Genomic DNA, 19079 nt, shown 5'->3' with positions numbered 1-19079 from the left:
CTGTATGCGTCGAAGCAGCTCGAAGCAATCACAGGCTGTAAACGCTCGCACCTGATGCTATTCCCGCCGGAGTCGCCGCCTTTCGCTCTATAGTTAATTTGATCAATAGCAACAATCTACACGAACACAGCCTTTTGCATATCAGGATGGAAAAATGAGGTTTAAACTGCAGGATAATCGTGTAAGCTTAAGATAATAGCTTGACACTTTATGATCGGCTTCATAGAATAGCCTTAGATACGAAAACCCGACGAAGAGGATCAGTAGTAACATCCGGCATGTTCCAGAGAGCTGGCGGCCGCTGAAAGCCAGCCATGTCCGTTACGAACTCACCTCCGAGGATCCTTTGTGAGCGCCATCAGCGTAAGCACTGGACGGTCCGCCGCCGTTACCGGTCTGAACGAAGTGAGTACACACGTACTAAACAAGGGTGGTACCGCGGGAAGCTATTTGTTATGATAACAGACAGCCTCTCGTCCCTGGCAGAGAATTGCCGGGGGCGGGAGGCTTTTTATGTACATAAAAGGTCCCTTTGGATTCCTTCGGCACCAAAGTGTTACAGACTGTATGGAAACAGGGATCACTACCGATAAAAGAGGAGGCCAGGACAATGGCTTACAACCACAAACAGGTTGAACAGAAATGGCAGCAGTACTGGGAAACAAACAAAACGTTTAAAACAGATGAAGAGTATGACAGGAAAAAATTCTACGCCCTGGATATGTTCCCGTATCCTTCAGGTGCGGGGCTGCACGTCGGACACCCGGAAGGCTACACGGCAACAGACATCCTTTCCCGTATGAAGCGGATGCAGGGGTATAACGTCCTTCACCCGATGGGATGGGATGCATTCGGGCTCCCGGCGGAGCAGTATGCCATGGATACAGGCAATCACCCGCGTGAGTTTACGGTGGACAATATTAACACTTTCCGCCGCCAGATCAAGGCTCTCGGTTTTTCCTACGACTGGGACCGGGAAGTGAGCACGGTTGACGAAGATTACTATAAATGGACGCAGTGGATTTTCACGAAGCTGTATGAAAAAGGCCTCGCCTATATTGACGAAGTGGCTGTGAACTGGTGCCCGGCACTTGGGACGGTTCTCGCAAACGAAGAAGTCATCGACGGGGTGAGTGAGCGCGGAGGCCACCCGGTGGAGCGCCGTCCGATGAAACAGTGGATGCTGAAAATCACGGCTTATGCCGATCGTCTGCTTGAAGACCTTGATGAGCTTGACTGGCCTGAGAGTCTTAAAGATATGCAGCGTAACTGGATCGGCCGCTCAGAAGGAGCGGACGTGACGTTTGCCCTTGACGGCCACGAAGAGGACGTAACGGTCTTTACGACCCGCCCGGATACTCTGTACGGGGCAACCTACATGGTGCTCGCCCCTGAGCACAGCCTCGTTGAAAAGATTACAACCGCTGAGCAGAAAGAAGCGGTTACCGGCTATCAGAAAGACGTTGCGACAAAGAGTGATCTTGAGCGTACCGAGCTTGCCAAGGAGAAAACCGGGGTATTTACAGGTGCATACGCCCTTCATCCGGTCACGGGTGATAAGCTCCCTGTATGGATCGCCGACTACGTGCTTGCAAGCTATGGAACCGGTGCAGTAATGGCTGTACCGGGTCACGATGAGCGTGACCACGAGTTTGCCCGTACGTTTGACCTTCCGATCGTTGAAGTGGTCTCCGGCGGTGACGTGGACAAAGAAGCATACGCTGAAGACGGCCAGCATGTGAATTCCGATTTCCTTGATGGCCTCCACAATGAAGAAGCAATCACAAAGATGATCAGCTGGCTTGAGGAGAACAACAAAGGTGCGAAGAAAGTGACCTACCGTCTCCGTGACTGGCTGTTCAGCCGCCAGCGCTATTGGGGTGAACCGATCCCAATCATTCACTGGGAGGACGGCACGATGGAAGCTGTTCCGGAATCCGAGCTTCCGCTTACGCTTCCTGAAATGAACGAGTTTAAACCGTCCGGTACCGGCGAATCACCGTTGGCCAACGCAGAGGACTGGCTGGTCGTGGAGGATCCGGAAACCGGTCGCAAAGGCCGCCGGGAAACGAATACGATGCCGCAGTGGGCAGGAAGCTGCTGGTATTACCTGCGCTATATCGACCCCGAAAACAGCGAACAGCTTGCGGATCCGGAAAAGCTGAAGCACTGGCTGCCGGTTGATATTTATATCGGCGGGGCAGAGCACGCGGTTCTTCACCTTCTCTATGCCCGTTTCTGGCACAAGTTCCTCTACGATATCGATGTGGTGCCGACGAAAGAGCCGTTCCAGAAACTGTACAACCAGGGAATGATTCTCGGGGAGAATAACGAGAAGATGAGTAAATCAAAAGGAAACGTGGTAAATCCGGATGACATCATCGATTCCCACGGTGCCGATACACTTCGTCTTTATGAAATGTTTATGGGGCCTCTCGATGCTTCCGTTGCCTGGAGCGAAAACGGACTCGATGGTGCCCGCCGCTTCCTGGACCGGGTGTGGCGTCTGATCGTCAAAGATGACGGAACACTTTCTGATGCAATTCAGGACGTACCTGAAGAGGGCAGTCTGACCCGGACCTATCACCAGACGGTGAAGAAAGTGACCGAAGACTGTGAGGGGCTGCGTTTTAACACTGCGATTTCGCAGATGATGGTGTTCGTAAATGATGCCTACAAACAGGAGACCATTCCAAAGACTTACGTGGAAGGGTTCGTGAAGATGCTTTCCCCAATCGCGCCGCACATCGCTGAAGAGCTATGGGCTGTCCTTGGACACGAAGGCACCGTCACGTACGAAGCATGGCCGGCATTTGATGAGAGCAGGCTCGTGGAAAACGAAGTGGAAATCGTCGTTCAGATCAACGGCAAAGTCCGCACAAAGCTCGTCATCGCCAAGGATGCCAGCCGTGAGGATATGGAAAAAGCCGCTCTTGATCTCGATAAAATCAAGGAAGATACCGAAGGGAAGACGATTCGTAAAGTGATTGCCGTTCCCGGCAAACTTGTCAATATCGTGGCAAACTGAATTACTTTTAAATCAAAAAAAGGTTTTCACAGTTTACGCTGTGAAAACCTTTTTTTACTGTCTATTGAATGTTTGGATAAAAGGTAAACGCAGGTTTCTGTAACACGAAGCGCCTCAGCGCTTTTGTCCCTCTTTCATGCCAAGCAGCTCCCTGAGAATGTTTCCATTTACGGTAATATCCGCCAGTGTGTAGCGGTCGAGAACTGCCAGATACGCCTGCAGTGCCTCGTTGAGCACCCCTTTAAGCCGGCATGACGGGCTTAAAATACAGGCGTTATTTTCATCATCAAAACATTCCACATACTGACTGTTGTCCTCTGTCAGCCGCACAACTTCCCCGACTGTCACCTGCTCGGGGCTGACTGCAAGTCTGAACCCGCCTCCCCGTCCTTTGACTGTTTCCAGTAAACCGTGGCGTCCGAGTTCCTGAGTGACTTTCGTCAGATGATTGTACGAAATATTGTAGGCCTGTGAAACTTCCTTTACACTGCTCAGTTTTTGTCCGGGCTGAACAGCAGCATAGAGAAGGAGTCTGAGCGCATAGTCTGTATACGATGTCAGCTGCATATTCATTCCTCCACTGAGAGCTCTCTCGTTATTTTCTAAAGCATACCATAAACCTTCCTCAACTTCAGAGGAAGACAAATGTGACAAAAAAAGAAACGATTGAAAATAAGTATTCAAAATGCATATTAAATGTGGTTAACTTTAAATAGGTATTATAAATGCATATTAAAACAATGGGATTTGAAAGGGGAATGAAGATGGCGGTTTTAACCGAAAGTACCAGAGATGTAATCAGAAGTACGGCACCTTTTCTTGAGCAGGAAGGGGAGCGGATTACCACACTCTTTTATCAGAGAATGTTCCAGGATCACCCGGAGCTGCTTAATATCTTCAACCAGACAAACCAGAAGAAAGGAATGCAGCCAAAGGCGCTTGCAGGAACACTTTATGCGGCAGCGGTAAACATCGATAACCTTGAAAATCTTTTACCTGCGATCAGACAGATTGCACACAAACACCGGAGCCTGAATGTAAAGCCGGAGCATTACCCGATTGTGGGAGAGTATTTACTCGCTGCTTTAAAAGAGGTACTGGGGGACCATCCGGATACCGATACGATTATAGAGGCGTGGGGTGAGGCATACGGGGTCATTGCAGATGTGTTTATCGAGACAGAGGAGCGGATGTACGAGGAAGCTGAGGAAAAACCGGGCGGATGGCGCGGGTTCCGTGAGTTTACTGTCGTAAAAAAAGTACAGGAAAGCAGCGTCATCACATCCTTTTACCTGAAGCCATCCGATGGGGGAGCACTTCCGCCCTTTGAACCCGGTCAGTACATTTCCGTTCAGGTCATTCCTGATCCGGAGTCCCCTGCACACATGAGACAGTACAGTCTTTCGGATTCCCCTGAGAAACCGTGGTACCGGATCAGCGTAAAGAGGGAGGAAGCTCATTCGGGACATGACGGGGGAGTAGTGTCCAATTATCTTCACGAGAATATCAGTGAGGGAGATACTTTAAACCTTACTGCGCCGGCGGGTGATTTCACAATCACGCAGGACAGCGAAAGACCTCTCGTCCTTATTGCCGGTGGTGTTGGGTTAACGCCCCTGGTCAGTATGCTTAACCATTCTGTTGCAGCTGCTCCCGGACGGCCGGTGACCTTTATAACAGCTGCAAAATCCGGCGATGTTCACGCGATGGATGAGCATCTGCGCTCTACGGAGCAGAATTGTGAATTCGTCAAGTACGCTGTCTGTTATGAAAATCCTTCCGAAGAGGACCGGAAACACCCTAATCTTGCCAAAACAGGGCTCATTGATGAGGAGTGCCTGTCTGATTTGCCGGGTGGAGAGGAAGCGGAGTATTATTTCTGCGGACCGGTTCCGTTTATGGGAGCCGTGAGCCGCATCCTGAAAAACAGGGGTATACCGGAGGAGCGGAAGCATTACGAGTTTTTCGGCCCCGCTCAAAACATGAATTAACTTATATTGGTTCAGGCATAAAAGGTACCAGCCTTTTATGCCTGTTTTGCTGTTCCTCTCAATTACAGGGTTTGACGGCTGGTGACGGGGTATAAAAGAAGCAATGAGATCCCTGATGGCTGTAAAACTATACTGATTGAGGGTGAAGCGGGTGGATATTGGTGCAATTGGAGACATGATTGAAGCAGTCGGCGATTTTCTCTGGACTTACATTCTGGCTGTTGTACTTCTCGGCGGAGGGATCTTTCTGACGATCCGGCTCAGATTCTTTCAGTTCCGTTTTTTTGGACATGTATTGAAAGAGACAGTCGGAAAAATATTTAAGAAAGAGGAGCAGAAGGGTACGATTACACCATTTCAGGCATTTACGTCGGCGCTTGCCTCGACAGCAGGAGCAACCAATATCGTTGGTGTACCAGTGGCAATTGCACTGGGTGGTCCCGGTGCGCTTTTCTGGATGTGGGTTGTAGCCCTGATCGGAATGGGAACGAAATACTCCGAAATCATGCTCGGCCTTAAGTACCGCGAGGAAAACAAAAAAGGGGAATGGGTTGGCGGCCCTCAATATTACATAAGAAAAGCTCTTGGCTGGAAGGGCGTATCCGCCGGTTTTGCTTTTTCCCTGATGCTCGTAATCATTCCAAGTACAATGGTGCAGTCCAACTCGATATCCACCCAGGTGGAGGGGGCATTCGGGTGGAATGCGGCCTTTGTTGGAATCGGAGTAATGGTCGTTGTAGCTGCCATCGTGTTCGGCGGAATCAAACGAATCGGAAAGGTAACAGACAAGCTTATTCCCTTCATGGTTCTCACTTATGTAGCCATCTGTTCCATCGTCATTCTGGCTAACGTTCAGGCGCTTCCGGGTGTATTTGAGCTGATTTTCGTGCACGCTTTTACCCCGGTATCTGCTGCAGGAGGCTTTGCGGGAGCGGCCTTCGCCCAGGCACTCCGCTGGGGACTGGCAAGGGGGCTGTACTCCAATGAAGCCGGTCTGGGTACGGCGCCGATTGCCCATTCTGCTGCTATGACGGATCACCCTTCACGACAGTCACTGTGGGGTATTTTCAGTGTTTTTGTGGATACCATTATTCTCTGTACACTGTCAGGTCTCGCCGTCCTTGTGACAGGCGCGTGGCTTGAAGTGGGGCCGGATAATGCGTCCAGTATGATTGATGTGGCTTTCGGAACGGTATTCGGAAGTACGTTCGGTGGTGCCTTTATTGCCGTGTTTCTTATGTTCTTTGTTGTTACCACAATCGGTATACTCGTTTTTTACGGGGAAAAGCAGGCGGAATATCTGTTCGGACTCGGATTTGCGAAAGTGATGCGGTTTGTCTATATCGGGGCCATCTTTGTCGGTGCGATTGGCGGTCTGCAGTTTGTCTGGCGCTTCCTCGATCTGATTCTCTTCTTTGTTGTAATTTTTAACATTATCCCGGTACTCTTCCTTCACAAGGAGATTAAAGCAGTCACGGATGATTACGTCGAGAGGATTATTAAAGGGAAAGGCGGCGAACCAGAAGTCCGGCTTTGGCACGAAGAACCGGCTGATAAGAAAAAGGCATCGTCTGATGACTAGAGAAAGTGCTTGCCCTCGGGGCGCAGCAGAGGAAAACATTACGTAAATAAACGATGAAAAAGCCCTGCTCTGCTTGGATGCAGTTCAGGGCTTTTGTTCCTGTTTAGGTTATTGTTAAATTCGACTTGTGTTGATGAATGGTGATGAGTTAAACGAGGTGCAGACTGACTACTTCTGCAGTTCTCATCAAAAACATTTTGTCTCGAGCGGAGTTTCACACCGGCAGTGAGACTCCTGCGGCAGATGGGGCCAGGGGAAGACCCCGCAGGACGATAGCCCGAGGAGGCTTCCCGGACCGCCGCGGAAAGCAAACGGACGGTGTGGAACGGAGCATTATTTTAAAGAGCCAGTCAGCACTTTTGTTCCTTATTCATACCAGAGATTTTCCGCTGCTGCTTTTCCGGCTGTATAACCTGTCGAAAAAGCTACTGTAATGTTGTACCCGCCGGTATATCCGTGCAGATCCAGCACTTCACCGCAGAAGAACAGCCCCTTCATCAGCTTGGACTCCATCCTTTTGGGCTGGATTTCTTTCACACTGACGCCGCCTCCGGTTACAAAAGCTTTTTCAATCGAAAGAGTGCCGTCTGCATGGAGAGGAAATGCGAGTGCAAAGCGGGCGAGGCTGCGGACAGCTTCCTTTGAGAGATTCGCTTCTGTTGTGAGTGGATCTGTTTCTGTTATGAGAAACAGTGCATTGAGCATCCGCTCGGGCACCCACCCGGACAGGGAGTTTTTAACCGCTTTTTTCGGTTCGGCTTCAACGAGGGAAGTAATGTCGCTCACCACTTCATCCTCACGCTGACCCGGGAAAAGGTTCACGGTCATGGGAATCTCGGGCGTCCTGTGTTTTTTCAGGGCTTTAACAACGTACTGGCTGCATCTGAGAGCCGCCGGTCCTGAAATACCAAAGTGGGTAAAAATCATATCTCCTTCGTGGGTTTTGATCACTTTTTTCTTTTTCGGGTCGATTACGGACAGTTCGATATCCCTTAGCGAGAGTCCCTGAAGTGTTTTATCCTGAATCAGGCTGTCCGAGCAGGTGATCGGAACTTCAGTAGGGTAGAGCTCTGTCACGGTATGACCGGCTTTTTTCGCCCACGGGTAGCCGTCGCCGGTACTCCCGGTGTGAGGGACGGATTTTCCTCCCACTGCCACGATCACGTTCGGGGCACCGATTTCCTCCCCGGAGGTAAGCTGCACTCCGCTCACTTTGTTCTCACTTTGATCATAGAGAACATCGGCCACGCCCGTTTCGGTCCGGATTTCCACATTCAGGGTCCGGATCTGATCGAGGAGTGTGCGGACAACCGTAATGGCCTTGTCGTTCACCGGAAACATACGGCCACGGTCTTCTTCTTTTAGTCTGATGCCGAGGTTTTCGAAAAAATCGATTATGTCTTCGTTATTAAAAACCGAAAACGGGCTGTACATGAAGCGTCCGTTCCCGGGAATGTGCCGGATAATTTCCTCCGGGTCCGCCCGGTTCGTGACATTACATCTGCCGCCTCCTGAGATAGCCAGCTTCCGTCCGAGCTTTGAGCCTTTGTCAAGAAGCAGAACGCGGGCCCCGTGCTGGGCAGCGGAAACGCTTGCCATGAGTCCTGAGGGACCGCCTCCGATTACGATCACATCATACTGCCGTTCCATTGCAGGTCACCATCTTCCTTCGTTCATTCGTGTCATCACATAGTCTAGCATACTTTCCTTCAACATAAACTCATGATAATTTAAAAGGAAGTAAAGGAGTGGAGAGCGCATGAGAGAAACGTCAATTCTGATGGTCGGTGCGGGGAGAATGGCAGAAGCCGTTCTGTCAGGTCTGGTCAAGGACCGGCATCCGTCCCTGAAAAAGATCACAATGACAAACCGGAGTGACAGAGAACGGCTCCATGAACTGGAAAAAAAGTACGGGACAGCTGTTTCGGATGACTGGACTGCCGAGGTGTCCGGGCATGATGTGATCTTCCTTGCTGCCCCACCGGGAGTGCACGGCAGTTTACTGCGTGAACTTGCTGAAAAAGTGGACCGGCAGCTTGTGATTACTGTTGCTGCTGGAATCGATGCAGCATATATGGAAGAAAGACTCCCGGAAGGCACACCTGTCTGCTGGATTATGCCCAACACAGCGGCGCAGATTGGAAAATCCATCTCTACATACACGTGCGGCAGGTATGTAACCGAAGAGAACAGGGAAGTTATAAACCTTATTCTGGAAGCCATCGGAGCTTCTGAGGAACTTACAGAGCAGCAGGTCCACGACCTCACTGCCGTAACCGGGAGTGCGCCTGCATTCGTTTACGCATTTGTGGAAGCAATGGAGGAGGCGGCTGTTGAAAATGGTGTGACGCCCGAGCAGGCGAGAGAGCTGGTCGTGAAAATGCTCAGCGGATCCGCTGCCATGCTTGAGGCCGGCTATGCCCCTGATGACCTGAGAAAACAGGTTGCCTCGCCGGGAGGATCAACGGCTGCAGGCCTGGAAGTGTTAAAAGAGAGGAACTACCATGAAACCATTAAAGCAGCTGTAAAAGCGACGAATGCCCACGCAAGAAGTCAGGGATGATGAATACAGGAATGGAGGTTTTAACTGATGCTGAAAAAGTTCACAATCAGTACAAATCGCCGGGACGAAATGATCGATATTACACAGGAAGTTTCTTCTTATGTCCGTGAGACAGGTGTGCAGAACGGTGTGGTGTACGTCTACTGTCCCCACACAACAGCAGGTATTACAATTAATGAAAATGCCGATCCGGACGTAAAGCACGATATGCTCATGCGGCTGGACGAAGTGTACCCATGGACACACGACAAGTACCGCCACGCAGAAGGAAATTCCGCTTCCCATTTAAAGGCAAGTACGGTGGGAACGAGCCAGCCGGTGCTGATTGAAGATGGAGAACTGATTCTCGGGACCTGGCAGGGGATTTATTTCTGCGAGTTTGACGGACCTAGGAGCAGAAAGTGTGTGCTGAAGGTGATGGAAGGATAAGTCTGGATGGCAGAGGTCCCCGGTGTCTCGGAAGATGCCGGGGCTTTCTATGCGTTTCTTCGGGTGGGAGCTGAATTTACGGTAATCTGCTTATTGAAAGAAGGCGATTGTTCTCTCGCTGCTTTTATTGCATCTGCTGCTCTGGCTTCCTTCCAGCCTGTCGAGTTGAGGCGAATTGTGATAAAATGCTCTCAGTGTTTAAAATCTGTTAATTGAGGCAGGGAAGGTCCAATGTCAGAACGTCAGCTGGTCAGGGGTACGATGATTTTAACGGCCTCGATTTTTATTTCCAAAATGCTCGGTCTTATATATATTTTCCCGTTCCAGGCAATTGTGGGTCTTGAGGGTCTGGCTCTTTATACATACGGGTATGTACCGTATACGGTGCTCCTCAGCCTGGCAACGATCGGGATTCCTCTTGCTGTTTCAAAATTCGTTGCCAAATACAATGCTCTTGGTGATTACCGGACAGGTCAGCGTCTTTTTCAGTCCGGCCTCGTGGTTATGGGGGCGACGGGGTTTGTCGCTTTTCTCGGTTTATTTCTCCTTGCCCCGTTTATTGCTGCTTCGATACTTGATACCGGTGACCTGCAGGGTAACAGTGTGGAGGATGCAGTGTTTACGATCAGAATGGTCAGTGTGGCCCTCCTTGTTGTACCGGTCATGTCCATTATCCGGGGGTACTTTCAGGGCCACCAGTCCATGGGACCGACGGCGGTTTCACAGGTGATTGAGCAGATAGTCCGTATCATCTTTATCCTGCTTCTTACGTACCTGATTATCAACGTGTGGAACGGGGAGCTTGGAACAGCGATCGGTTTTGCCACGTTCGGAGCCTTTGTGGGAGCTCTCGGGGGACTTGCAGTTCTCGGTGTGTACTTTATGAAACGCCGGGACAATTTCCAGACCCAGATTGAAGAGAGTACCACCGATCACCAGATTCCCCTCTCAAGCATGTATAAGGAGCTTCTCCGGTATTCGATTCCGATTTCACTCGTGGGACTTTCCATCCCTCTCTACCAGATGGTGGATCTGTTTACGTTCAACACAGCTCTGAGTGCCATGTACGATGCAGATGTAGTTGACCGTTATTTCGGTGCTTTCGCCCAGGCGGCACACAAGCTCATTCTCATTCCGGTTTCTGTAGCAACAGCTATGTCACTGGCTATTCTGCCTACCGTGACGAGTGCTTTTGTTAACGATGAAAAAGACAGGCTCCAGCGTCAGATTACCCAGACGTACCAGATTATTCTGTTTCTCAGTGTACCGGCAGCTGTTGGACTTAGTGTCCTTGCTTATCCTGCCTACGGTGCTCTTTTCGGCCTTGGTGACCTGGCAATCGGGGGCGAGATTCTTCGTCACTATGCCCCGGTAGCGGTGCTGTTCTCGGTCTTTGCCGTTACATCATCACTACTGCAGGGCATCAATAAACAGAAGTTTGCAGTTATAGCATTATTTTCGGGACTGGTAATCAAGCTTGCAGTGAACACCCTGTTTATAGGCTGGTTCGAAGCCGCCGGTGCCGTGTATGCGACCGGACTCGGCTACCTTGCAGCCGTGACTGTCAATGTGTGGGCCATCGGGCGGTTTGCGGAGTACAATTATTCGTACCTGCTGAAACGTGTTCTGCTGATTGGAGCATTTGCCACTGTAATGGGACTGGTTGTTTTTGCAGTGAACCGGACGATGCAGATCTTTATTCCGCTTGAAACCCAGGGAGCAGCCTTTATTATTCTGCCTGTCGCCATAACAGCAGGTATTGCCGTCTTCGGCTTTCTCGGCATCCGTTCGGGTCTTGCAGGACAGATTCTCGGACACCGTTTCCGTTTTCTTAAGAAGAAGAAGCGGGCTGCCGAAGAGGCCTGACGCGTGTAAAAAATACAGAAAAAAGCTTTTCCCGTCCATTCGGGAAAAGCTTTTTTGTTTAATCAACCCAGTTTTCGGCCCAGGACTGGAAAGCATCCATCGCCGGTTCCAGGGCCTGGCCTTTTTCTGTAAGCATGTATTCGATTCTGACCGGGGTTTCCGGGTAGACGTTTCGTTTCACAATGCCTTCGCACTCGAGCTGCTTCAACCGTTCCACAAGCATTTTATCGCTCATATTCGGGATCACAGCCGATATTTCCCTGAAACGTCGGGGGCCTGTCATCAGAACACGGATGATGAGACCGTTCCAGCGTTTTCCGAGTAATTGAAAGGCGGATTCAAATTTGGGGCACAGCTCGTTTTGTTCCATACGTTCAGCTCCTTTAAGCAGCCCGGCATTATCAGTAAATTATGCTGCGGAGACTGCTTAGTAAAAGAAGTATAACATATTTCAGTTGACATTTGGGATGGTGTGCTTTAATATACTTACTAATAGTAAGTGAATAACAAAAATACACTTGCTGTTAATTCAAAAGAGGTTTATCTTCTGTCAGTGGGTGGAATGAGGAGTAAAGACTGCTCTTCTGATGCACTCAGGAGCAGAGGAAACCCTGTACTTAACATTTAAAGGAGTGGATCGGATTGACGAAGATTTTAATTCCGTATTACAGCGCTTACGGACACATTCATACAATGGCCAAGGCAGTTGCTGAAGGTGCCCAGGAAGTGGAAGGTGCCGAAGTGAAGATTGTCCGGGTGGCTGAGTTTGATGAAGTTCAGAAAGCCATGTCCGGTCAGGATGCCTATGTTCAGGCTCAGGATGCACAGGAGGACATTCCTGTCGCCACACACGATGACCTCAAATGGGCGGATGGCATAATCTGGGGAATTCCAACACGTTACGGGTCAATGCCTGCACAGATGAAACAGTACATTGATTCTGCGGGCGGTCTCTGGATGAACGGGGATCTTGAAGGAAAAGTAACGTCCACATTCATCAGCAGCGGATCCATTCACGGTGGGCAGGAAACAACTGCGATTACGACAATCGTGCCCCTTCTCCATTTCGGTCTGATCTACGTTGGTCTGCCGTACGGGGAAAACCCTGAACAGCTGACTACAGATGCTATCGGCGGTTCTCCATATGCTGCTTCAACTGTTGCTGCGCCGGATGGAAGCAGCCAGCCGGACGAGAGAGACCTCACAATGGCTAAGCGTCTCGGTAAACGTGTTGCGAGCGTAGCCAAATCACTGCACGGCTAAATTGAATTTTATTCTGAATAAACAGACCGGAGGAGCCTGGCTCCCCCGGTTTTTTGCATGTTTGAATCATATTGGCCCTGATAGTGGTTTTCCCCCGGGTCCCTGATAGTTTCAGCTGTTCCTGCAATGAAACAATGGTAAATCGAATTCCGTTAAACCTTGTCACATCAGGTGGAAAAGAGGGGTACGACTCCGCAGGATTTTTCCTTTTTTTCACACCTTAACAGGCGTGAGGTCCCTTCCTCAGACTGAAGGACTCTGCTATAATTGAGGAATTAAGAATGCTTGTCTTATGAAACATCCATCACATGAATATAGATCAGTCCGCCGGCCTCTGGGTCCGGAGTATAAATATATTATACGAACCTGATTTCCCACTGCGTAGGTTAAGAGTCTTCCCGACCGCATCGGGATGCATCTGTACGGCAGTGAATAATAGAGAGTACAAAAGAGAGAGTACAAAAGAGACAGGGGGGAGAAGTGTGGAACTAGAAACACCGAAAAAACGTCTGTATATTGACTGGATTCTTGTGATCTCGGTTATTTTGCTTTCCCTGTTCGGTCTTCTGATGGTTTACAGTGCCAGTTATGTCATCGGGTATCAGGAATTCGGCAATTTTACACACTTTTTTCAGCGGCAGTTAATGTGGCTCGGATTATCAGGAGTTTTATTTGCCTGGCTCATGTTCTTTCCGTACCGTCACTTCAGAAAGCTGACGCCTTTTATTATTTTTGGATCCTTTATCTTGCTTGCCCTTGTTGTATTTACTCCTCTCGGGCATACGGTTAACGGGGCAACACGCTGGGTGAACTTTGGACCGCTCAGAATTCAGCCTTCTGAGTTTGTTAAGCTTGGGATTATTATTTATCTGGCGTACATTTATTCAAAGAAACAGGGTTACATAGATAACTTTACACGAGGCGTACTCCCGCCCCTTGTTATCGTAGGACTCCTGTTCGGACTGATTATGCTGCAGCCGGACCTTGGAACCGCTACTTCAATCGTCGTCGTAGCAGGGTTCATTGTCTACTGCTCCGGAGCCCGGTTCCGTCATTTATTCTGGATTGGCGGGCTCGGCGGTGTTGCGATCTGGTATTATGCCAACTCCGAGGTTTACCGGCTTAACCGTCTGATCGGCCACCGTGCGCCGTTTGAGGACGCCTACGGAGAAGGGTATCAGCTCGTCCAGTCTTATATTGCCATTGCCCATGGAGGCCTCACTGGGGCGGGGTTTGGACAGAGCGTCCAGAAACTGTTTTACCTTCCTGAGGCACATACGGACTTTATTTTGGCAGTCGTCAGTGAAGAACTTGGCGTACTTGGCATTCTGTTTGTTCTCGGACTGATCACCATCATTATTGTCCGGGGAATTATTATCGGTTCACGGTGCAGGGACGCGTTTGGCAGCCTGCTGGCATTCGGAATCGTGTTTCAGCTTGCCATTCAGGTGGTCTTCAATACAGGAGCTGTAACCGGGGTACTTCCGATTACAGGGATTCCTTTTCCTTTAGTCAGTTACGGAGGGTCATCCCTTATGGTCACCCTTCTGTCAATCGGTATATTAGCAAACATAGCGCGGAAGACGGAGAGGGACCGCGTGGAGCGGATGGAACGGAATCAGGACACTGAGGAGGAGGCCGAAACGCATCCCGGTGCATCCCGGCTTCGTCCTGTCCGTCAGTTTACGAGATAAAAATGAAGGTGGATAATAGATGGAAGAACGGAAGTCTTCGTTACAGCAGCTTGATTTTACTTTACTTTTTCTTCTTTTTGTTCTGATGTGTATCAGTCTTATGGCCATTTACAGCGGAACGACTGAGCAGTATGTCCTTCTGGACGATACGTATTTCGTCCGCAGACAGGTCGTCTGGTTTGCCATAGGGGTTATTCTCATGCTGGGAGCCATGAGTATTGATTATGAAATGTTTAAGAACTTTTCCATACCACTCTATGCTATTGGGATGGTTCTTCTTTTACTCGTTCATTTTTTTGGAGAGGATATAAATGGTGCTCAGCGCTGGATCTCTGTGGCAGGTATCATGTTCCAGCCGTCGGAGTTTGTAAAGATTTTTGTTATTCTTGCCCTGGCACACCTGCTTTACCGCATTACACAGACTCCGCGGGCGAAATCCTTTACTGAGGATGCTAAAGTAATCGGAAAAATTCTGGCTGTCGGTGGACCGCCGTTTTTCCTCATTCTCATCCAGCCGGACCTGGGAACAGCGCTCGTTATCGGGGCTGTTATGATGACGATGATTCTTATGAGCGGTGTCACATGGCGCATGATCGGGCTTTTGACGAGCCTGGTCGTGGCGGCGATCGGGTTTCTTGTGATACTGCACAATTATTTTTACGGCATCTTTACTCAGATTATTAAAACGCACCAGATGAACCGGATTTACGGCTGGCTCGATCCGGCAGGGGATACGTCGGGCCTTGGTTATCAGCTGTTTCATGCCCTGCAGGGAATTGGAGCAGGCCAGCTGTATGGAATGGGTTTTACCCAGGGAGCCAAAACACAGGGTGGTGACATCCCCGAACTTCACACAGACTTTGTGTTTACGGTAATTGGGGAAGAGTTCGGGTTTGTAGGGGCTACAGTCCTGATTATTGTCTATTTTCTTCTCCTGTACCGGATGGTAATGATCGCGTTTAACTGTAACAACAGCTACGGTACGTATCTCGTTGCAGGGGTGGTCGGTCTTCTCGTTTTCCAGATCTTCCAGAACATTGGGATGACCATTGGTGTCATGCCGATTACCGGCCTCGCACTGCCGTTTATCAGCTACGGGGGAAGTGCCCTACTCACAAACATGATTGCGGTGGGGATTGTTCTCAATGTCAATCTTCGTACCCGTCATTACATGTTCGGAGAAGATTATTAGCCTGAATAGGAAAAGGGAGAGTTGTCCAGCACAGCTCTCTTTTTTCGGCAAAAAAGACAGGAGGGAATACTTCGTGACGACTTTGATTGGACTGGGTTCACTTGCCAGGGCGGTGTACAAACTGCTGCCGAAAGACCGGACCTTTCATGGGTATACGCGCACAAAAAAAACAATAGAGGCTTTCCCTGGGCTCTACTGGCGTGACCCGCAGACATTTAATCATGAAGATACGTTTATTCTGTTTCTGCCCGGAAACGAGATCGGTTCTTTTTTCAACCGGTATTATGACAGGTTTAAAGAAGGGACAACCTTCTATTATACCGCTACTGCTCTTTTGAAAGAGGATGTTGAACCTTATCTCCCACGGGGAACAAAAGCAGTACCGTGGAAATGGGTTACCCAGGCCGACGCCCTGGCTGCACAGGGAAACGGGCTGGCGGTTACCGAATCGGAAGAAGAAGCTGAACGCCTCGGGAGTCTGTTCGGCGATCTGATTCGGACGCTTCCGGGAAAAGAAGAGGATGTACTGACAGTAAATAAAGAAGCGACCTGGGCTGCAATCAGAGCAGTAGTGCAGCTGAAAAAAGACCTCCGTTCAAAAGGAATCCAGGATGACCTCATAGACCAGGCCGCTTCTCAGATCCTTCCGGGTGTCATTGATGCATATCTGGATGGAAAACTCGGCGGATTCGGCAAACAGGCTGCAAAGGAGCTGGAAAACGATGAGACTTGATAAAATGCTCGCCAACACGGGGTTCGGATCCCGTAAAGACGTAAAGAAGATGCTGAAAAAAGGCGGCGTTACGGTAAATGGTGATACAGTTAAAGACGGGAAAGCTCATGTGGACCCTGAAGAGGACGAGGTAGCTGTATTCGGTGAAATCCTTGAATACAGAGAGTTTATTTATATTATGATGAATAAACCACAGGGCGTAATTTCAGCGACAGAGGATGTATCCGAGGAAACAGTGGTCTCCCTTCTTGAGCCGGAGGATGCCCTGTTTGAGCCTTTTCCCGTCGGTCGTCTGGATAAGGACACCGTCGGGCTGATGCTTCTGACAAACGATGGGAAACTTGCCCATCAGCTCACAAGCCCGAAGAAAAAGGTGCAGAAACTTTATACCGCCACAATCGACAGTCCTCTTGGAGAAAAAGAAATATCACAGCTCGAAGCCGGGGTCACACTGGATGATGGATATGAGACGAAACCGGCATTAATTGAGATCCAGGAAGAAGGGGACGGCTGTAAAGTACAGATTGGTATTACAGAAGGCAAGTTCCATCAGGTAAAGCGGATGTTTGAGGCCGTTGGCCACCGGGTTGTATTCCTTAAGCGTGAAACTATCGGGCCGCTTAGACTCGATGAAGAACTGGAACCTGGTACGTACAGGGAACTTACTGAAGAGGAACTGGGCATGCTTTTGAACGACAACGCCGAAGGTAACGGAAAGAAGTGAGTCGGGAATAGACTTTAGGCGCAGCATTCAACACAAAGAAATCCTCCTGCACAGGCAGGAGGATAAAGGATATCTGATTTAAGTTTTATGGTTCAGGAAGCTTTGACTTTTCTCCGGGTGGTTTCCCACGTTCCCCGCTCAGGGCTGGTAACGAGGTTGTTGTGTTCCAGGATATTAAGATCCCGCTGCACTGTACGTGAGGTCGTTCCGAACTCTTCAACTAATTCCAGTGTGGTGACCTGCCCCTTTCGCTTAATGTAAAGGTACATAGATTTAATCCGGGTCAGCATGCGGTCAGTCGAAGCTTTCAAAAAACCACTCCTTTTTTCTTGTTCCCTGCCTTCTCTGTTGTAATGGTTTATGTAGAGCATGCAGAGCTGGAAGGGACAGAATCATCTTCAGGCTTGCATTACCATACAGGAGCACGTATTCCATCGCTCCTTTGTCCTATATTTTAGCTGAGGAAGTACCAAAGGTAAAGAGAAGGAAAGCGCTTTACCGTTAATGTTATGTAAAAGTCCCATGAATATTCTGTTAATTAGTGTGTTTTATGGATTACCGGGAATTTCAAGGAAAAAATACCACTCTGGAGGGATGCTGTGATGATGAACTGGAAAGAGCGAATCGATGAGGTAAAAGAAACGGTTATTGAAGATACGAGAGCCTTTCTCCGTCATAAAAGTGTACTGGACGAATCCACTGCCTCACCGGGGAAGCCATTTGGCGAAGATATTGCCCGTACGTACAATTGGCTTCTTCAGAAGGCTGAAAATGAAGGATTTAAAGTTAAAGACTTTGACGGGTATGCAGGCCACATCGAATACGGTACCGGTGAGGATATAATCGGGATTTTGTGTCACCTTGATGTTGTACCCGAGGGTGACGGCTGGACATCGCCTCCTTTTGAGGCAGAGCTGAAGGATGGCAGGATTATTGCCCGGGGAGCAATCGATGATAAAGGGCCGACAATGGCCGCCTACCATGCGCTTAAAACAGTGAAGGAATCAGGTGTTTCACTGGGGAAGCGGGTGAGGCTCATTATCGGTACGGATGAAGAAAGCCAGTGGCGCTGTGTAGAGCACTATTTCAGGAATGCGGAGATGCCGGTAATGGGATTTGCACCTGATGCGGATTTTCCGATTATCTATTCCGAAAAGGGAATCTGCGATCTTGAATACAGCAGAAAACTTGAAGGCAAAAGTGAAAACGATCAGCTTGCTCTTGAAGATTTCAGGTCAGGGCAGCGCCTGAATATGGTTCCCGACCAGGCACAGGCTGTCCTTTCCGGACAGGAGCAGGAGGCCGTAACCGGAGCTTTCAGGTCATTTCTTGAATCGGAGAACTTTACAGGTGATGTGAAAACAAACGACAGTGGGCAGGTGCACCTCATCCTGAACGGAAAATCCGTTCACGGGATGGAGCCTGATAAAGGCATTAACGCCGGCCTTGAACTGGCGTCTTTTCTCAGCCGGTTCAGTGGGTGGGACAGTGAAAGCAGTGCTTTTGTGAGGACGCTCGGCGGTACTTTCGCAAGGGATTCAAGAGGTAAAACTGCAGGTATTGCCCACCACAATGAGGAGCTCGGTGATCTGACTGTGAACCTTGGGATACTTGAGTTTATAAAAGGTGAAATGAGCCGGATTGGAGTCAACCTCCGTTATCCTGAAACGGCTGATTTTGATCAGGCTAAGGAGGGGCTGGACCATACTTTCAGTAAAGGGAGCTACACGGGCACGATTATCACCCACGAAAAGCCGCACAAAGTGGCGGAAACCAGCCGGCTTGTGTCGGTCCTTAAGGACGTCTATGAACGGCATACCGGGGAAAAAGCTGAACTGATCGCTATCGGTGGCGGGACCTACGCCAGATCGCTTAACGAAGGGGTTGCGTTCGGACCTCTTTTTCCCGGAAGAGCGGATCTTGCCCACCAGCCGGATGAGGCAATTCATACAGAAGATCTGTTAAAAGCAACGGCTATCTACGCCGATGCCATCTATGAACTCGCAAAATAACG

The 19079-nt window shown here is 49.5% G+C and carries 16 protein-coding genes and 1 other annotated feature; of the genes, 12 read left to right on the top strand and 4 right to left on the bottom strand.

The genetic code is table 11. The features are described from left to right. Window positions 1-241 precede the first annotated feature (241 nt). Window positions 242-484, top strand: a binding site (T-box leader). A gap of 126 nt (window positions 485-610) precedes the next feature. Then, window positions 611-3028, top strand: a complete 2418-nt coding sequence (leuS, locus tag FGB90_RS12300; protein WP_138811128.1) for a leucine--tRNA ligase — start codon at window positions 611-613, stop codon at window positions 3026-3028. Window positions 3029-3142: 114 nt separating this feature from the next. Here leuS and FGB90_RS12295 read toward each other — a convergent pair whose 3' ends face one another. Continuing rightward, complete coding sequence (locus FGB90_RS12295; RefSeq protein ID WP_138811127.1) at window positions 3143-3595, bottom strand: RrF2 family transcriptional regulator; 453 nt, start codon at window positions 3593-3595, stop codon at window positions 3143-3145. 191 nt (window positions 3596-3786) lie between these two features. On the opposite strand from FGB90_RS12295, the gene hmpA reads away from it, so the two are divergent. Both hmpA and FGB90_RS12285 read left to right on the top strand, forming a co-directional pair. Beyond that, a complete protein-coding gene (gene hmpA / locus FGB90_RS12290; protein ID WP_138811241.1) occupies window positions 3787-5019 on the top strand; it encodes an NO-inducible flavohemoprotein in 1233 nt (410 codons plus the stop codon). Between the two features lie 157 nt (window positions 5020-5176). Then, window positions 5177-6601 (top strand): alanine/glycine:cation symporter family protein, encoded by a 1425-nt coding sequence (locus FGB90_RS12285; protein WP_438502698.1) that lies wholly within the window; start codon window positions 5177-5179, stop codon window positions 6599-6601. A 366-nt stretch (window positions 6602-6967) separates the two neighbouring features. Here the strand turns inward: FGB90_RS12285 and FGB90_RS12280 are convergent, their stop codons facing one another. Next, window positions 6968-8251 (bottom strand): BaiN/RdsA family NAD(P)/FAD-dependent oxidoreductase, encoded by a 1284-nt coding sequence (locus tag FGB90_RS12280; protein ID WP_138811126.1) that lies wholly within the window; start codon window positions 8249-8251, stop codon window positions 6968-6970. A 109-nt stretch (window positions 8252-8360) separates the two neighbouring features. On the opposite strand from FGB90_RS12280, the gene proC reads away from it, so the two are divergent. The 3 genes from proC to FGB90_RS12265 all read left to right on the top strand — a co-directional run bounded on the left by proC (window position 8361) and on the right by FGB90_RS12265 (window position 11459). Next, window positions 8361-9164, top strand: a complete 804-nt coding sequence (proC, locus tag FGB90_RS12275; protein ID WP_138811125.1) for a pyrroline-5-carboxylate reductase — start codon at window positions 8361-8363, stop codon at window positions 9162-9164. Window positions 9165-9191: 27 nt separating this feature from the next. Then, entirely contained in the window at window positions 9192-9593 is a 402-nt protein-coding gene (locus FGB90_RS12270) for a secondary thiamine-phosphate synthase enzyme YjbQ (protein WP_138811124.1), read from the top strand. Between the two features lie 231 nt (window positions 9594-9824). After that, window positions 9825-11459, top strand: coding sequence for a putative polysaccharide biosynthesis protein (locus FGB90_RS12265; protein WP_138811123.1), 1635 nt, complete (start codon window positions 9825-9827; stop codon window positions 11457-11459). A gap of 58 nt (window positions 11460-11517) precedes the next feature. On the opposite strand, the gene FGB90_RS12260 is transcribed toward FGB90_RS12265, so the two are convergent. Then, window positions 11518-11829, bottom strand: a complete 312-nt coding sequence (locus tag FGB90_RS12260; protein ID WP_138811122.1) for a winged helix-turn-helix transcriptional regulator — start codon at window positions 11827-11829, stop codon at window positions 11518-11520. 272 nt (window positions 11830-12101) lie between these two features. On the opposite strand from FGB90_RS12260, the gene wrbA reads away from it, so the two are divergent. From wrbA to FGB90_RS12235, 5 genes are all read left to right on the top strand, one after another. Further along, the gene (gene wrbA, locus FGB90_RS12255; protein ID WP_138811121.1) at window positions 12102-12722 is read left to right on the top strand and encodes an NAD(P)H:quinone oxidoreductase; all 621 of its coding nucleotides are present in this window, start codon (window positions 12102-12104) and stop codon (window positions 12720-12722) included. 482 nt (window positions 12723-13204) lie between these two features. After that, on the top strand, window positions 13205-14416 hold the full coding sequence (gene ftsW, locus FGB90_RS12250; protein WP_246056163.1) for a putative lipid II flippase FtsW: 1212 nt from the start codon (window positions 13205-13207) through the stop codon (window positions 14414-14416). Between the two features lie 19 nt (window positions 14417-14435). Next, window positions 14436-15608 carry a rod shape-determining protein RodA gene (gene rodA, locus FGB90_RS12245; protein ID WP_138811119.1) on the top strand — a complete coding sequence of 391 codons (1173 nt, stop codon included), beginning with the start codon at window positions 14436-14438 and terminating at the stop codon, window positions 15606-15608. A 73-nt stretch (window positions 15609-15681) separates the two neighbouring features. Beyond that, complete coding sequence (locus FGB90_RS12240) at window positions 15682-16341, top strand: hypothetical protein (RefSeq protein WP_138811118.1); 660 nt, start codon at window positions 15682-15684, stop codon at window positions 16339-16341. Further along, on the top strand, window positions 16331-17065 hold the full coding sequence (locus FGB90_RS12235; protein ID WP_138811117.1) for a pseudouridine synthase: 735 nt from the start codon (window positions 16331-16333) through the stop codon (window positions 17063-17065). Before FGB90_RS12240 ends, FGB90_RS12235 begins: the two co-directional genes overlap by 11 nt. Window positions 17066-17157: 92 nt before the next feature. Here FGB90_RS12235 and FGB90_RS12230 read toward each other — a convergent pair whose 3' ends face one another. Then, complete coding sequence (locus FGB90_RS12230) at window positions 17158-17376, bottom strand: DeoR family transcriptional regulator (protein ID WP_171051804.1); 219 nt, start codon at window positions 17374-17376, stop codon at window positions 17158-17160. A gap of 294 nt (window positions 17377-17670) precedes the next feature. Between FGB90_RS12230 and pepV the strand changes: the two genes are divergently transcribed. Further along, window positions 17671-19077 carry a dipeptidase PepV gene (pepV, locus tag FGB90_RS12225; protein WP_138811239.1) on the top strand — a complete coding sequence of 469 codons (1407 nt, stop codon included), beginning with the start codon at window positions 17671-17673 and terminating at the stop codon, window positions 19075-19077. The last annotated feature ends 2 nt before the right edge of the window (window positions 19078-19079 follow it).

This window comes from Alteribacter natronophilus, assembly GCF_006007885.1.
GTDB lineage: Bacteria > Bacillota > Bacilli > Bacillales > Salisediminibacteriaceae > Alteribacter > Alteribacter natronophilus.
The sequence above is the reverse complement of the archived record's forward strand: the minus strand, read 5'-3'. Positions and strand labels throughout refer to the sequence as shown.

What these genes read in the sequence shown, in the direction of transcription:
- leuS (WP_138811128.1), top strand. Translation starts at nt 611, where the DNA reads ATGGCTTACAACCACAAACAGGTTGAACAGAAATGGCAGCAGTACTGG.
- FGB90_RS12295 (WP_138811127.1), bottom strand. Translation starts at nt 3,595, where the DNA reads ATGCAGCTGACATCGTATACAGACTATGCGCTCAGACTCCTTCTCTAT.
- hmpA (WP_138811241.1), top strand. Translation starts at nt 3,787, where the DNA reads ATGAAGATGGCGGTTTTAACCGAAAGTACCAGAGATGTAATCAGAAGT.
- FGB90_RS12280 (WP_138811126.1), bottom strand. Translation starts at nt 8,251, where the DNA reads ATGGAACGGCAGTATGATGTGATCGTAATCGGAGGCGGTCCCTCAGGA.
- proC (WP_138811125.1), top strand. Translation starts at nt 8,361, where the DNA reads ATGAGAGAAACGTCAATTCTGATGGTCGGTGCGGGGAGAATGGCAGAA.
- FGB90_RS12270 (WP_138811124.1), top strand. Translation starts at nt 9,192, where the DNA reads ATGCTGAAAAAGTTCACAATCAGTACAAATCGCCGGGACGAAATGATC.
- FGB90_RS12265 (WP_138811123.1), top strand. Translation starts at nt 9,825, where the DNA reads ATGTCAGAACGTCAGCTGGTCAGGGGTACGATGATTTTAACGGCCTCG.
- FGB90_RS12260 (WP_138811122.1), bottom strand. Translation starts at nt 11,829, where the DNA reads ATGGAACAAAACGAGCTGTGCCCCAAATTTGAATCCGCCTTTCAATTA.
- rodA (WP_138811119.1), top strand. Translation starts at nt 14,436, where the DNA reads ATGGAAGAACGGAAGTCTTCGTTACAGCAGCTTGATTTTACTTTACTT.
- FGB90_RS12235 (WP_138811117.1), top strand. Translation starts at nt 16,331, where the DNA reads ATGAGACTTGATAAAATGCTCGCCAACACGGGGTTCGGATCCCGTAAA.
- pepV (WP_138811239.1), top strand. Translation starts at nt 17,671, where the DNA reads ATGAACTGGAAAGAGCGAATCGATGAGGTAAAAGAAACGGTTATTGAA.